A 13118-nucleotide genomic window follows, 5' to 3' on the forward strand; every position below is an offset into this window, starting at 1 on the left:
GCATTCCACAGTTTCCGCGCGGGCCGGCCCCGCTGCCGCGGTTTTCCGGGGACAATGCGCGCCCCGTTTCGAGGCTGCTGGTCCATGGAGTTGTCGCTTGAAGTCATCGCGTTCCTGATGTCCGTCGCCTTCGTGGCCGGCACCATCGACGCGATGGCGGGGGGCGGCGGGCTGCTGACCATCCCGGCGCTGCTGGCGGTCGGCGTGCCACCGGTGTCCGCGATCGCCACCAACAAGCTGCAAAGCGCCATGGGCACGACCGGCGCCGTGGTGGCCTTTGCCCGCAAGGGGCACATCGACTTCCGCCGCTTCGCCCTGCCCGCCTTCGCCGCCTTCGTCGGGTCGGCATGCGGCGCCTGGCTGCTGACGCGCCTCGACCCGTCGTTCCTGGGCGGGATCATCCCCGTGCTGCTGATCGCGATGGCCGGCTATTTCGTGCTGGCGCCGCGCATGAGCGAGGACGACAGTCATCACCGCATCGGTCCGTTCGCGCTGGCCGGCGTGATCGGCGCGATCGGCGTGTACGACGGCTTCTTCGGTCCGGGCACCGGATCGTTCATGACTACCGCACTGGTCGCGCTCGGCGGCCTGGGCGTGGTGCGCGCGACCGCGCAGACCAAGTACTTCAACCTCGCCAGCAACCTCGCCGCGGTGGCGGTGATGATCAGCGGCGGCCATGTCCTGTGGACCGCCGGCCTCGCGATGGCGGTGGCCAACATCGTGGGCGGGCAGATCGGCGCCCACCTGGCGATGCGTTTCGGCGGGCGCGCCGTGCGCCCGGTGCTGGTGACGATCTGCTTCGCCCTGACCGTGAAGCTGCTGTCGGATCCCACCAATCCATTGCGGGTGGCGGTGGCAGGCCTGGTCGCGAGCTGGACGGCGTAGCCCCGCGTTCGCATCGCTGGCGAGCGTGGTCCTTGCGCGTCCCTATCCCCGCCAGTTCGCGTGCGTACGCCAGAACTCGACGCTGCGCAGGTACGCCTCGCGATCGAGTGGCACACCCGAGCCGCCTTCCTCCACGCCGAGCGCGTTGCGCATCATGGTGACCGGCGCCATCGGCGTCTCGATCGGCTCGGCCGTGTACATGCAGCCCACCACGCCCCAGTCGGCCGTGGTCGCCGTGCCCTCCTTCGCCAACTGTTCGCGACTGTAGAGGATGGCGATCAGGTAGTCCGCCACCGGCGGCTCGATTCCTTCGAACCAGCGCACCAGTACAGGCAGTTCGTCGCGGGTGCGCGCCTCGTACTCCGAACGCAACAGGCGACGGTTGTCGTCGGTGATCGGCACCGCGAGGCAACGCGTCGAGGTCCAGTTGCGGTGCACGTGCAGCTTGCAGAACGGCGCATAGCCATCGAGCACCTGCACCGGCGGCACTTCGTTGAGGTGCCGCTCGAACTGCTCGGGCGTGCAGTCCTGGATGGTGTTGCGCCGCGGCTCGCGCGGGAACAGGCGGGTGCGGGCGAAGTCGGTGAGGATGATGGACATGCGGCGTCGCCAGGTCGGAGGCCGCGCATTATCGGATGCGTGGGATGGCTCAAGCCAAATCACGGACGCCCTGCCCCATCTGGACGTCCGGCGGCAGCTATCGCTTCCAGCGCACGGCGAAGGCGCCTTCCGCGCTCGCCTCGACCTCGCTGCCCAGCACGCGGCACTCACGCTGCAACATGGCGAGGAGCCAGGCGCGGTCCTCGCCAACGGCATGGTTGACCTGGAACCGGCGTATCCGGGTCGGGACCAGTGCGAGATCGTGCAGGCGTCCCGTGGCGAGGTCGAGCGTCGGGAAATACATCAGGCCGAGTTCGCCGCGGTACGCGTCGTGCCCCTCGATGCCCTCGTAGTCGTTGAGGAAGTCGCCGCAGCCGTACAGGATCGGCCGGTCGCGATACACCTCGATGCCCTTGGGGTGGTGCGACGAGTGACCGTGGACGATGTCCACGCCCGCCTCGTCGATCAATGCATGCGCGAATTCGCGTTGCGCGTGGGAGATCGCGTAGCCCCAGTTGCCGCCCCAGTGCAGCGAGAACAGCACGCGATCGCCGGGGCGCCGATAAGTGCGAACGACGGCGGCGATTCGCGCCACGGTCTTCGCGGAAAGGTCCGGCAGGCGATGCACGCCGGAGCGTTCTGCAGTCGCCGCCCACTGCGCGGGCACGCCACTGTCCCCGGTAGCCGCGGCGAACACCAGCAGGCGCGCGCCCTCGCCCAACGGCAGGACCGCAGGCGCCTGCGCGGCTTCGAGATCCGCACCGGCGCCTGCGATCGCGATCCGTGCGCGCCGCAGCGTGGCGACGGTCTCGGCCAGTCCGTCGTGCTGCCAGTCGAGCACATGGTTGTTGGCCAGCGTGCAGCAGTCGATGCCTGCGGCCGCGAGGCAAGCGACATTGTCGGGATGCATGCGGTAGTTGATGCCCTTCGGCCAGGGCGTGTCGCTGCGGGTGACGCTGGTCTCGAGGTTGATGATGCGGGCAGCGGGCCGGCGTCGTTGCAACTCGGCCAGCGCATCTCCCCAGATGTACGCAAGCGACGCCGGATGCGGTATGTCGCCGCTGGCCCGCTCGGCGAGCGCCAGGTAGCCGCGCGCGTCGTGCATGTACTGCTCCTGCAGTCCGGGTTTCGACGGATGCGACAGGATCTGGTCGATGGCGCGTCCGGTCATGACATCGCCGCAAAGAAACAGCGAAACGGGCGTGACGGCATCGGGCATGCGCGATGGCCGCGGCTGCGGCGCAGTTGCGGGACGAGCGACGCTACGCAGTGCGAACGCCGCAGCTCCGGCCGCGATACCGCCCAGCCACCGGAGGAAGCGGCGACGCCCACGCATGCGCAAAGCATAGGCGCGAGTCTGTTATCTCCGCATGCCGCCGCGGGATGGCGCGCCGGGCTCTGTAGCGTCCTCCGTCCCTACGCTGGCAGGAACTTCGCCACGTCGAGGTTCAGGCCCTTGCCGGGCAATGCCATCAGCGTCGAGGTACCGTGCGCAACCAGTTCACCGGCTTCATCGAACACGCTGGCTTCGGCGTAACTGATCTGCCTGCCCGCGCGCAGGCAGCGTCCCTCGGCGCGCAGGTGGCCGCCCGTTACCGCCTTGAGATAGTTGAGCTTGAGGTCGACGTTCACGAGGCCGGCGTCCTCCGGCAGGCGCATGAACACTGCCCAGAACGTCGCGGTGTCGATCAGCGTGGCCAGCACGCCGCCATGCACGATCCCGAACGGCTGCATGTGGCGCTCACCCAGCGCGAGGTCGATCCGGCAGCTGTCGAATTCGAGCGCGGCGATCGTCATTCCGATGAGCTGGGGATACGGCGCTGCGCGCACGCTGTCCTGGATGGCGGCGACGTATGCGGGATTGGGAATCATGGGCCAAGCCCTCACGTGTGCGGCGGTATTCGCCGCCAACATCGTACGCACCGAACCGGTGATAGCCATAGCGTCCAGGGCGGCACCCAAGCCCGCCTTACACGGATTGCACATCCCCCGTGCTATGGAAGACGGCCGCCTTGCGGCGATACCCACTGCAAGCACCAACCCGGATCCAGGAGATACCCGATGATCAGCAAGAACACGATCTGCCTTTGGTACGACGGCACCGCGCTCGATGCCGCGACCTTCTACGCCAGGACATTTCCGGACAGCGCGGTGGGCGCGGTCCATCGCGCACCCGGCGACTATCCATCGGGCAAGGAAGGCGACGTCCTTACCGTCGACTTCACCGTGCTGGGCATCCCGTGCCTGGGATTGAACGGGGGGCCCATGTTCAAGCACAGCGAGGCGTTCTCGTTCCAGGTAGCGACCGACGACCAGGCCGAAACGGATCGCTTGTGGAACGCGATCGTCGGCAACGGCGGCCAGGAAAGTGAATGCGGCTGGTGCAAGGACAAGTGGGGCCTGTCGTGGCAGATCACGCCGCGCGCGCTGACCGAGGCGTTCCACGACCCCGACCGCGCGGCGGCCAAGCGTGCGTTCGACGCCATGATGGGCATGCGCAAGATCGACATCGCCGCGATTGAAGCGGCGCGGAAGGGCTGAGCGACTTCTCGATTTCGTGCACGCCGGATGTCGATTCACCGGCCCGCCGCGCGTCGAGAAAGAGAGGCGGACATTCGATCCGAACAGGAAGCCCGGCATGAGAAAGCTCACCGTTGCCGCCATGGTCAGCCTCGACGGCGTGATGCAGGCGCCCGGCGGCCCAGAGGAAGACAGCAGCAGCGGCTTCGCCTACGGCGGTTGGGTCTGGCCCCACTACGACGACGCAGGCGAAGACGCGATGGGCGGCGCGTTCAAGCACCCGTTCGAGCTGGTGCTCGGACGCCGCACCTACGACATCTTCGCCGCGTACTGGCCACACGTGCCCAAGGGTGCGCCGCACCAGGACATCGCCGACCTGTTCAATGGCGTCACCAAGCACGTCGCAACCCACAATCCCGAAACGCTCGCATGGCAGAACAGCCGTGCCCTGGGCGCGGACATCGGTGCTGCGGTGCGCGAGCTCAAGCGCGGCGACGGCCCCGGCCTGCTGACCCAGGGCAGCAGCGAGCTCGTGCATCAGCTGCTCGCCACGGACCTGGTCGACGAGCTGCGCCTGCTGGTCTACCCGGTCCTGCTCGGCCGCGGCAAGCGGCTGTTCGACGAGCACGCGCAGGCGGCGGAGTTCCGGCTCGACGAGTCGAGGACCTCGTCCACCGGCGTGCTGATCACCCGCTACGTCCGCGCGGGCGAGGTGCGCACCGGTTCGTTCGGGTAGCCCGAACGGAAGATGCGTACGGCGGTCTCAAGCCCGTTTACGCGGGTTGACCGGTGCGGGCCATGAGGCCGCTTACGACCCAAAGCAGACTTGCGCCGATTCGCGAGTGGCCCACGGGTCACAAGACTGAATAGTGGTGTCGGACTCCGACAACGGTCTGGACCCATGACCACTCGACCTCGCCCGGAGTGGACGCTCGTGGCCTCGAGCGGCGGCGCGGCCCGTTTACGCCGCTGGCTGCGTTCTCCTTCTTGATCCCCCAAGGAGCATCCGGATGACCGACACCCACCGTGGCGCCTGCTTCGGGAGCGGGGGCACGTTGCCCGAATGAGCCATCGCGCACGGCCATGTTGACCATCCACCAGCTGCGCAAACGCAAGGTCGCACAATGGGTGCTCGGCTACACGGCGGTCGCGTGGGCCCTGTTGCAGGGCGTCGGCCTGTTGACCGACACCTACGGCTGGTCACCTACCGTAATGCGCGTTGGCGTGGCGCTTTCGGTGCTCGGGTTCCTGCTCACGCTGGTCATCGCATGGTTCCAGGGTGAGCGCGGGCAACAGAAGGTCACGCGCCTGGAGGTCGCATTGATCGCGATCGTCGTGCTCGTGGGCGGCGCATGGTTGTGGCAGACGGTGCGCTCGACGTCCGAACCGGCGGTAGCCTCCAGGACGACCGTGGACACCGACATCCCGACGATCGAAGAGGACCCCTCGATCGCCGTGCTGCCGCTGGAGAACATGAGCGCCGACAAGGAGCAGCAGTATTTCTCCGACGGTATTTCCGAGGAAATGCTCAACGTGTTGAACAAGGTGCCGGAGTTGCGCGTGATCGCGCGCACGTCGAGCTTCGCGTTCAAGGGCCAGGACCTCGCCGTGCCGGAGATCGCGCGCCGCCTCCATGTGGCGTCGATCCTGCAGGGCAGCGTGCGCAAGGCGGGCAATCGCGTCCGCATCTCCGTGCAACTGGTACGCGCCACCGACGGCGCGCAGCTGTGGGTGGAAACCTACGACCGCAACCTCGACGACATCTTCCAGGTGCAGGACGAGATCGCCGCGTCCGTCGTGGACCAACTGAAGATCAAGCTGCTGAAGGCGCCCACCGTCACGCCCGTGGATCCCAGGGTTTACCCGATGGTGCTGCAGGCGCAGGCCCTGCTCGACCAGCAGAGCAAGGAGGGACGCGCGCAGGCGCTGCTCGTGTTCAAGCAGGCACTGTCCATCGCACCGAACGAAGCGCGCGCGTGGGCGGGCCTGGGGCGCGTGTACGTCAATCAGTCCATCTACAGCGAGCTGCCGCCGGCGGAAGCGGCGAAGCTGGCGCGCGAGGCGCTGAACAAGGCGCTGCGCATCGATCCGCACAACGTCATCGCCATCACCGGCCTGGCTCGCCTGGCCGCGGACTTCGACTTCGACGCGCAGGCGGCCGCCGATTACAACCGGCGCGCATTGCAGATCGAACCGAACAACCTCGTCGCCATCAATACCCTCGGCATCCTGCTCAGCAACGTTGGTCGCTTCGATGAGGCCCTGCCGCTGTACGACTATCGCGTCGCGCACGATCCCGCGAATCCGACGGCCTACAACAATCGCGGCATCACCCGTTACTACGCGCGGCAATGGGATGCGGCAATCGACGACTTCCGCTCCGCGCTGCGCCTCAGTCCCGCCTTTGTCGGCGCGCACACCGGCGTCGCATCGTCGCTGCTGTTGGGCAAGCGGGACGCGCGGGGCGCATTGCGCGAAATCGAAGCGGAGCCGGACGAAGCTTCGAAACTCCAACTGCGGGCACTCGCCTTCCACGCCCTCGGTCGCGCGCGCGAATCTGAAGCGGCAACGCAGGCGCTGATCCGCGGGTATGGCGAGGCGCAACCGGCACTGGTCGGGCTGGTGTACAGCTATCGCGGCGATCGCGACGCCGCCTTCAAATGGCTGGAAAAAGCCGCAAGCATCCACGACCCCGCCGTCACGTCGGTGGCGTTCGACGTTCTGACCGACCCGCTGCGCGAAGATCCGCGCTGGCTGCCCTTCCTGCGCAAGATCGGATACGCCCCGGAGCAACTCGCGGCCATCCGGATCGAGGTGCCGAAGCCGGATATGTGACGCCGCGGGTCAGGCTGACCCGGTTGGGGGATTCGCAACGGCGGGATTTCATCGTTCCCTGTCGAGATTGCCGCCGACCTCCCGTTCCGGCGCTGCGGAGCACAACATGCAGATCAAACGTTCGCATTTTCTGCTCGGCCTGGCCCTGGCGCTGGCCGCGACGGCTGCCCTCGCCATCACCGTCGGCATTCCCAAGTTCCTGCGCGCCCCCAGCGCCCAGCTCGGCTCGCCCAAGGTCATCGTGAGCTGGATCGAAATCGGCCTCGGCAACCCCGATGGCAGCGTCAACTACGTCGCGAGCGCGACGGCCAGCGCCCGCTACCAGTGCGTCAACCGCGGCAACAATTGCCCGGCCGCGGCGAACAAGGAAGACGTGCTGGCCGACCTCTCCGTGGGCGGCACCTTCGAAATCGACAAGAACGGAAGGATCTCCAACACCCTGGTCATACCGGCGCCGCCGGGCACCCTGCAGTGCCCGGGCAACCAGCGCGTGGGCGTGGTCTCCGTCGCCTTCACCAATATCAGGTTGACGGATACGACCAACGGCATTTCGTCGCCGACCAACCCGTCGGCACTGACGTACAACGGACCCGAGTGCCCGTGACACGGCAATGCGTTACGCAAAGAAGCCCGCACTTGTTGCGGGCTTCTTGTTTCAGCAACTTCGCGGGATTCACCCGCACGGGCGAATCCCCCAGGATGTCCGCTTCTGGCCGATAGCCGTCACCTGGGTGCGTATCGGTTTCACGACCCCGCAACAAGACCATGGATCACCTTCGTGATCGTGGGAATCGCTTCGTCAAGGTTCGCATCGAGCTCGAAGCTCACCGTCACGTGGCCACCGTCGACAGGCAGGACGAACGCGACGAACAATCCGTATCGCACGACGACATGCTGCACGCCTCCGCAATCGATGTTGCCGCGTTGCGTGACGAGCTTCAGCAGCGTCGGGTTGACGATGATTTCTTCGTATCGGTCCGAATCGTTCGGGCCCAGCAATTGCACGTCTGCCCGCGAACGCAAACCCAGGTTCCCGTCGAGGTAGGCCGCGACATAGCGCACGTTGGGCGAGGCGGCGAAGCAGGCATCGATGATCCGTGCGTGGTCAGACATGCACCACCACCTTTCCGAAATGCGCCGCTCCTTCCAGGTATCGGTATCCCTCACCCACCTGCTCGAAACGGAACGTGCGATCGATGACGGGCTTCAGTCGGGTCTGTTCGACGAATCGGGCCAGATCGCGGGTCATGGCGAGGCTGCCGACCATCAGGCCGGCCAGGCGCTTCGCACCACCGAACAGCGCTGCCGGATCGAACCGTGCGGGCGCGGTGCCGGTGAGGCGACCGATGATCGCGATCGTACCGCCCACGCGCAGCGCTGTGATCGACTGGCCGATCGTGTCGGGGCCGCCAATGTCGAGCACGCGGTCGACGCCACGACCTCCGGTGAGCTCGAGGATGGCGGCGCCCCAGTCCGGCGTCGTACGGTAGTTGACGGTTGCCTCGGCGCCCAACGCGCGGGCGCGCTCGAGCTTGGTGTCGTCCGACGAGGTGACAATCGCACGCAGGCCAGCGGCCTTGGCAAGCTGCAGGGCCCAGATCGACACACCGCCGGTGCCGAGCAGCGCGACCGTGCCGCCTGGCGGAATCGGATCGAGACCGAACAAGCCGTGCCAGGCGGTGACGCCCGCGCACGTCAGTGTCGCGGCTTCGGCGAAGTCGAGATGGACGGGCATGCGCACCCAGGCCGTGGCCGGCAACACCACTTCCTCTGCGAGCACGCCATCCATGGAGCCCCCCAGCGCGCATGCGGCGACATCGCCGTTCGCGGGGCCGGCGAGCCAGTCGGGAAAGAATGTACTGATGACACGATCGCCGACCTGCAGCCCGGTGACAGCGGTGCCGACTTCGATGACCTCACCCGCTCCGTCGGAGGCCGGCACGAGGGTGCGCCCCGGGGTGCCGGCAGTGCCGCGGGCGACCATCAGATCGCGATAGTTCAGCGCGACGGCGCGGATGCGCACGCGCACGTCGTGTTCGCCGAGCGATCTGCGCGCCATGTCGCGCACGACGAGGCCGTCGATGCCGTCACCCCCCCGGATCGCGTACTGACGGAAGGTGGTCTCAGTGGTCGGAGGGATGGCGACGCATGCAGTCATGGGGACGCTCCGGAAAGATGGGCGAACTCTAGGCTCGGCACATTCGCCGTGGAAGTGGCAAAGTACGCCGATCATGTATGCGCAAATGCATAGGAGGAGACCATGCCCGAGCCGCTGGAGTGGAGCGACCTGCAATACTTTCTCGCCGTGTGCGAGCGCGGTTCGATCGGCGCCGCCGCGCACGCGCTGCGCGTTAACCACTCGACCGTGTTGCGCCGGATCGCCAGCCTCGAACGCACGCTGTCGGTGCGGTTGTTCGACCGATTGCCGCGCGGTTACGTCCTCACCGAGCAGGGCCATGAGCTGGCAGCAAGTGTTGCCGGCGTCACCGAACAGCTCGATGCCGCGCAGCGCAGGGTCACCGGTGCCGACCTGGCGCTGAGCGGCACGATCCGCCTCACGGCCCCCGACACGCTGCTCGATGCGTTGCTGCTACCGATGCTCGCCGAGTTCCGGTCGCTGCACCCGCAGGTGCGCCTGGAGATCGTCGCCAACAACACCTTCCTCAACCTGACCCAGCGCGAGGCCGATGTCGCGGTTCGTGGTTCCAACAAGCCGCCGGAGAATCTGGTCGGCCGGCGCGCTGGCCGGATCCAGACCGCGCTGTACGCCTCGCGCGATTACCTCAAGACACTGAAGCGGGGCCATACGCAGGCCGATTACGACTGGGTGGGCCACGACCCGGCGCTCTCGCACCTGGAGTCGGCGCGGTGGATGCGCAAACACGTTCCCGACGAACGCATGGCGCTTCGCGTCGACAGTCTGGTGGCCATGGCGGACGCCGTCGCGTTGGGATTCGGCGTTGGCTGGGTGCTCTGCCCGCTGGCGGATGCGCGTGGAGGACTCAAGCAACTGGCGCCGCCGCCCGCCGACCTGGACACACAGATCTGGGTGCTGACGCATCCGGACCTCAAACGCGTCGCGCGCATCAAGGCGCTGACCGATTTCCTGTTCGAAAGGCTCTCCACCGATGATCGGCTGGCCCATTAGGTTGACGGGTTTGATAGACAAACGCCCCGGCAAGCCGGGGCGTTCGTGCCTTGCAATGGCGCGCGCCGATCAGGGACTGGTGCGCAGCGTCAGGTTGTACGCCGACAGGATCGGCAGCAGCGGCTGGTAGAAGCTGCGGGTGCGGCTGTTCGGCTGCTTGCCCTTGCAGCTGCCGCTGCCGCCCGACAGCACACCCTGTGCCTGGCCGGGGCCGGTAATGAACGAGCCGCCCGAGTCGCCGCCTTCGGAGCAGGCGGTGGTGCGCGTCAGGTTGAGGATCGTTTCACCGCTGCTGTAGTTGACGGTCTGGTTCTTGGCCTCGATCGTGCCGCAACGCCAGCCCGAGGTACGGCCTGAGCGGCAGATCGCGGCGCCGACGGCGGCTTCGGTGCCGCCCCTGACCGTGACGTCGCCCTTGCCCCAACCGTAGACCGCCGGCAGCAGCGTATTGCCCGCGTCGACCCTAACCCAGGAGTAGTCGTTGCCGGTCTGGCCCGGCTGCGGGAATTTGGATGCGGCGAACGTGCCGATCCTCGGCCCGACCGTCCATTGCGGCGAGAGCTCCAGGTACACGGGCTCGTTGGCGGTGCCGCAGTGGCCAGCGCTGACGTAGCCCGGCATGCTGCCCTGGGTGACCGTGAAGCCGATCGAGCAGGCATAGAGATAGCCGTCGCCGGGGTTGCGCAGATAGCCCAGCCCACCCTGCAGGGTGCTGCGCAGGCTCGGCTGTTCGTCCTCGGTCACCAGGCGCACGTTCTGGACATCGACGCCGCTGGCGGCGACGAAGTCGATGCCGGCCTGCTGCGCGCCCTTGCCGACGCTCACGACGACGCTGTTGCCGGGCAGGTCCACGTACCAGCCGTACACGCCCTTGGGTACCTTGCCTCCGCGCGCCTGCACGGCGTCGAGCTGGGCCTTGGAAGCGTCGAGATCGGCCAGGCTGTGGCGTGCGTTGCGGACCTCGACATCGGCGCCCGCTTGCTGCGGGCGGATCGTGGTGGTCGCGACGACCAGCTTGAAGCTGCCGTTCGCCTGCTCGATCCAGCTGCCGGCGAAGTTGCGTCCCTGCGCCTTGGCCAGTTGCTTCTCCTGCTGCGCCGCGAGGCGTTCGATCTTGAGGTACTGGGACAGCTGGGCCGAGGTCAGGCCGAGGTCACGTTGCATGGCCGCACGCAGCGAAGGCGACACCGAGTCGGACGGTCCCGCCGCCGAAGCGGACATGGCGAAGGCGAGCGGGAGTGGCGAGAGCACGATCAGGCCGCGCTTGGCCCAGGAGGCAAACTTGCGCATCTGCAAATCTCCAGTCGGATTAGGTTCGGATTGCAGGACCCCTGTCGCCCCCTGCGATAGAGGAAACGCAGTTCGCGATGTAGCCCGGCCGGGGGATGCTGATCACGGGCCCATGCAGGCGGCGTGAAGCCTCAAGTGCCGGGCGGCATCCAGCCCCTGCGTTGCGGGTGGCGGACTGAACTGTTCATCCAAGGCGCCGCCCTATCGGGGCGCTTCGCTCAGAGCCGTCCCCGCTATCGACCCGAAGCGGTCATTGGCGCGGCTATTCCGTCGAAGCCGCGGATTGCTGCAGTGTCTTGTCGATTTTTCTTTCAAGTTCTTCCGGCAGATCGGAATCCAGGACTCTCGGGCTCCACTTGGACAGTCCTGCGACGATTCTCTTGCGTCTGTCTTCATCATCGGATCTTGCGCAGAGAAGCAAGGCCGACTTTCCCGGCGTGAGTTCCGCTTTCACCTTGTCGATAAAGCTATTGGTAACGCCGTCGTCGGTCAGCTTTCCGAAGATTTCCCCTGCGATCGTGCCAGCCAGAATCAACGGCCTCATGCCGGTCAGATTGGCGGCGATGAGGCCTATCAGGTGCCCGGTCTGCTTTCGTTTCGAAACGATATTGATGTCCTGCGTAATGCGTACCTTTTCACCGTCCTTCCTGACGACAACCGCGGTCTCATCTATGTCCAGCAGCCCTTCGCCTTCCATGCGGAACAGGGCTGCCCGTGCTTCATCTGCTTTGTAGAGATCGTCAAAAACCAGTGCGATGAGCTTGCTCATGTCGGCTCCTTGAATTCGGCTTGGAATTCCGCTCAACGCCAACTCGATGCGTATGCCAGATGGTCAGAACTCGATGCTGGCCATCATCATGAACGGGTCGCCTTCGAGCCGGTTCTTGACATCGAACTCGTGCACCCAGCGTGCCGAGAATTCGACCGAGCCGCCCTCCCACTTCTTGTCATACGTGACGATCGGGCCAAGGCCCAGCGAACGGCCGCGGAAGCCATCCAGGCGATCGGCGACCACCGAGTCGTCGTCCTGGACCTGTTCGATCCAGCCCCCGACGGCACCGAACCCCCAGCCGTTTTCGAGGCGCTTGATCAGCAGCGAGTCGACGCGGAAGTCCGCGCCGTTCTGGTAGTCGGTGGCGTCATTCCTGGTGTAGAAATCGATCGCCGTCGTGGTGCTCCACTCGAGCGTGCCGTCCTGGAACAACTGGGTGTAGCCGACGGTGGGCGAGTAGACCCAGGTATTCAGGCTGAGCACGGCCAACCGGCCCTCCTCATACGAACCCGTCGGGGCTGAGATGTAGAGCGCCAGCGACATGTGCTTGGTCGGGCTGAAATGGCGGCTGGCTACGACCGGCACGAAGCTCATGTCGAACAGGCCGGTGTCGCTATCGCTGACGCTACCGCTTGTCGACCCGATCCGCAGGTCGACGCCGGCATCGATCTTGGCGATCGGAAGCGCAGCGACCGATGCGAAGTTCCAGGCCCCTTCGCCGGTGTCCCAGATGTAAACAGCGCTGATCGAGAACATCTGCGCCGTAAGGTTCAGACCCAGGGCGCTGCCACCGCCGGGGATCGGACTTTCTCGGGCGGCCCCGATCTCGCCGGCGTAGTAGAGATAGGAGATCCCCAGGTTCCAGCCCGGAGTTGGCGGCACCAGGCCGGCGAACGAGCCAGCCTGCATGCCAGTGATGGGGCGCCCCAGGCCGCCTTCGGAGGCGTTTGCCGAGAACGCGGTACCACTTGCCAGGGCGGCCAGCATGACGCCAACTGCCGATCGCACGAGCTGCCTCTCCACGACGTGGCGAGGTGCACCTTCCGACTTCGTGCTCATCGCCCTGCT

The 13118-nt window shown here is 66.5% G+C and carries 14 protein-coding genes; 6 read left to right on the forward strand and 8 right to left on the reverse strand.

The features are described from left to right. The first annotated feature begins 84 nt into the window (after window positions 1-84). Entirely contained in the window at window positions 85-885 is an 801-nt protein-coding gene (locus ACYVGE_RS06495; protein ID WP_460728180.1) for a TSUP family transporter, read from the forward strand. 42 nt (window positions 886-927) lie between these two features. Here the strand turns inward: ACYVGE_RS06495 and ACYVGE_RS06500 are convergent, their stop codons facing one another. From ACYVGE_RS06500 to ACYVGE_RS06510, 3 genes are all read right to left on the reverse strand, one after another. Continuing rightward, a complete protein-coding gene (locus ACYVGE_RS06500) occupies window positions 928-1485 on the reverse strand; it encodes a DUF3228 family protein (protein ID WP_460728182.1) in 558 nt (185 codons plus the stop codon). 97 nt (window positions 1486-1582) lie between these two features. After that, a complete protein-coding gene (locus ACYVGE_RS06505) occupies window positions 1583-2821 on the reverse strand; it encodes a CapA family protein (protein WP_460728184.1) in 1239 nt (412 codons plus the stop codon). 80 nt (window positions 2822-2901) lie between these two features. Continuing rightward, entirely contained in the window at window positions 2902-3357 is a 456-nt protein-coding gene (locus tag ACYVGE_RS06510; RefSeq protein ID WP_460728186.1) for a PaaI family thioesterase, read from the reverse strand. 189 nt (window positions 3358-3546) lie between these two features. Here ACYVGE_RS06510 and ACYVGE_RS06515 point away from each other — a divergent pair, with 189 nt between their 5' ends. The 4 genes from ACYVGE_RS06515 to ACYVGE_RS06530 all read left to right on the forward strand — a co-directional run bounded on the left by ACYVGE_RS06515 (window position 3547) and on the right by ACYVGE_RS06530 (window position 7444). Then, the gene (locus tag ACYVGE_RS06515; protein WP_460728188.1) at window positions 3547-4026 is read left to right on the forward strand and encodes a VOC family protein; all 480 of its coding nucleotides are present in this window, start codon (window positions 3547-3549) and stop codon (window positions 4024-4026) included. A gap of 97 nt (window positions 4027-4123) precedes the next feature. Then, the gene (locus ACYVGE_RS06520) at window positions 4124-4741 is read left to right on the forward strand and encodes a dihydrofolate reductase family protein (protein WP_460728190.1); all 618 of its coding nucleotides are present in this window, start codon (window positions 4124-4126) and stop codon (window positions 4739-4741) included. A 347-nt stretch (window positions 4742-5088) separates the two neighbouring features. Continuing rightward, the gene (locus tag ACYVGE_RS06525; protein WP_460728192.1) at window positions 5089-6840 is read left to right on the forward strand and encodes a tetratricopeptide repeat protein; all 1752 of its coding nucleotides are present in this window, start codon (window positions 5089-5091) and stop codon (window positions 6838-6840) included. Between the two features lie 106 nt (window positions 6841-6946). Beyond that, a complete protein-coding gene (locus ACYVGE_RS06530; RefSeq protein ID WP_460728193.1) occupies window positions 6947-7444 on the forward strand; it encodes a hypothetical protein in 498 nt (165 codons plus the stop codon). 140 nt (window positions 7445-7584) lie between these two features. Here ACYVGE_RS06530 and ACYVGE_RS06535 read toward each other — a convergent pair whose 3' ends face one another. Together ACYVGE_RS06535 and ACYVGE_RS06540 are read right to left on the reverse strand one after the other, a co-directional pair. Continuing rightward, window positions 7585-7953: a hypothetical protein gene (locus ACYVGE_RS06535; RefSeq protein WP_460728195.1), complete on the reverse strand. Its 369-nt coding sequence runs from the start codon at window positions 7951-7953 to the stop codon at window positions 7585-7587. Then, a complete protein-coding gene (locus ACYVGE_RS06540; protein WP_460728197.1) occupies window positions 7946-8998 on the reverse strand; it encodes a zinc-dependent alcohol dehydrogenase family protein in 1053 nt (350 codons plus the stop codon). Before ACYVGE_RS06540 ends, ACYVGE_RS06535 begins: the two co-directional genes overlap by 8 nt. 102 nt (window positions 8999-9100) lie before the next feature. Here ACYVGE_RS06540 and ACYVGE_RS06545 point away from each other — a divergent pair, with 102 nt between their 5' ends. Further along, on the forward strand, window positions 9101-9988 hold the full coding sequence (locus ACYVGE_RS06545; protein WP_460728199.1) for a LysR family transcriptional regulator: 888 nt from the start codon (window positions 9101-9103) through the stop codon (window positions 9986-9988). 69 nt (window positions 9989-10057) lie between these two features. Here ACYVGE_RS06545 and ACYVGE_RS06550 read toward each other — a convergent pair whose 3' ends face one another. The 3 genes from ACYVGE_RS06550 to ACYVGE_RS06560 all read right to left on the reverse strand — a co-directional run bounded on the left by ACYVGE_RS06550 (window position 10058) and on the right by ACYVGE_RS06560 (window position 13109). Further along, on the reverse strand, window positions 10058-11278 hold the full coding sequence (locus ACYVGE_RS06550; protein ID WP_460728201.1) for a S1 family peptidase: 1221 nt from the start codon (window positions 11276-11278) through the stop codon (window positions 10058-10060). Window positions 11279-11540: 262 nt separating this feature from the next. Then, on the reverse strand, window positions 11541-12047 hold the full coding sequence (locus tag ACYVGE_RS06555; protein WP_460728203.1) for a DUF1269 domain-containing protein: 507 nt from the start codon (window positions 12045-12047) through the stop codon (window positions 11541-11543). A 63-nt stretch (window positions 12048-12110) separates the two neighbouring features. Continuing rightward, complete coding sequence (locus tag ACYVGE_RS06560; RefSeq protein ID WP_460728205.1) at window positions 12111-13109, reverse strand: SphA family protein; 999 nt, start codon at window positions 13107-13109, stop codon at window positions 12111-12113. Between the last annotated feature and the right edge of the window lie 9 nt (window positions 13110-13118).

This window comes from Lysobacter rhizosphaerae, assembly GCF_054779795.1.

Bases quoted from the DNA above. Each gene is read 5' to 3' on its own strand.
- ACYVGE_RS06495 (WP_460728180.1), top strand. From the start codon at position 85: ATGGAGTTGTCGCTTGAAGTCATCGCGTTCCTGATGTCCGTCGCCTTC.
- ACYVGE_RS06500 (WP_460728182.1), bottom strand. From the start codon at position 1,485: ATGTCCATCATCCTCACCGACTTCGCCCGCACCCGCCTGTTCCCGCGC.
- ACYVGE_RS06505 (WP_460728184.1), bottom strand. From the start codon at position 2,821: ATGCGTGGGCGTCGCCGCTTCCTCCGGTGGCTGGGCGGTATCGCGGCC.
- ACYVGE_RS06510 (WP_460728186.1), bottom strand. From the start codon at position 3,357: ATGATTCCCAATCCCGCATACGTCGCCGCCATCCAGGACAGCGTGCGC.
- ACYVGE_RS06515 (WP_460728188.1), top strand. From the start codon at position 3,547: ATGATCAGCAAGAACACGATCTGCCTTTGGTACGACGGCACCGCGCTC.
- ACYVGE_RS06520 (WP_460728190.1), top strand. From the start codon at position 4,124: ATGAGAAAGCTCACCGTTGCCGCCATGGTCAGCCTCGACGGCGTGATG.
- ACYVGE_RS06525 (WP_460728192.1), top strand. From the start codon at position 5,089: ATGTTGACCATCCACCAGCTGCGCAAACGCAAGGTCGCACAATGGGTG.
- ACYVGE_RS06530 (WP_460728193.1), top strand. From the start codon at position 6,947: ATGCAGATCAAACGTTCGCATTTTCTGCTCGGCCTGGCCCTGGCGCTG.
- ACYVGE_RS06535 (WP_460728195.1), bottom strand. From the start codon at position 7,953: ATGTCTGACCACGCACGGATCATCGATGCCTGCTTCGCCGCCTCGCCC.
- ACYVGE_RS06540 (WP_460728197.1), bottom strand. From the start codon at position 8,998: ATGACTGCATGCGTCGCCATCCCTCCGACCACTGAGACCACCTTCCGT.
- ACYVGE_RS06545 (WP_460728199.1), top strand. From the start codon at position 9,101: ATGCCCGAGCCGCTGGAGTGGAGCGACCTGCAATACTTTCTCGCCGTG.
- ACYVGE_RS06550 (WP_460728201.1), bottom strand. From the start codon at position 11,278: ATGCGCAAGTTTGCCTCCTGGGCCAAGCGCGGCCTGATCGTGCTCTCG.
- ACYVGE_RS06555 (WP_460728203.1), bottom strand. From the start codon at position 12,047: ATGAGCAAGCTCATCGCACTGGTTTTTGACGATCTCTACAAAGCAGAT.
- ACYVGE_RS06560 (WP_460728205.1), bottom strand. From the start codon at position 13,109: ATGAGCACGAAGTCGGAAGGTGCACCTCGCCACGTCGTGGAGAGGCAG.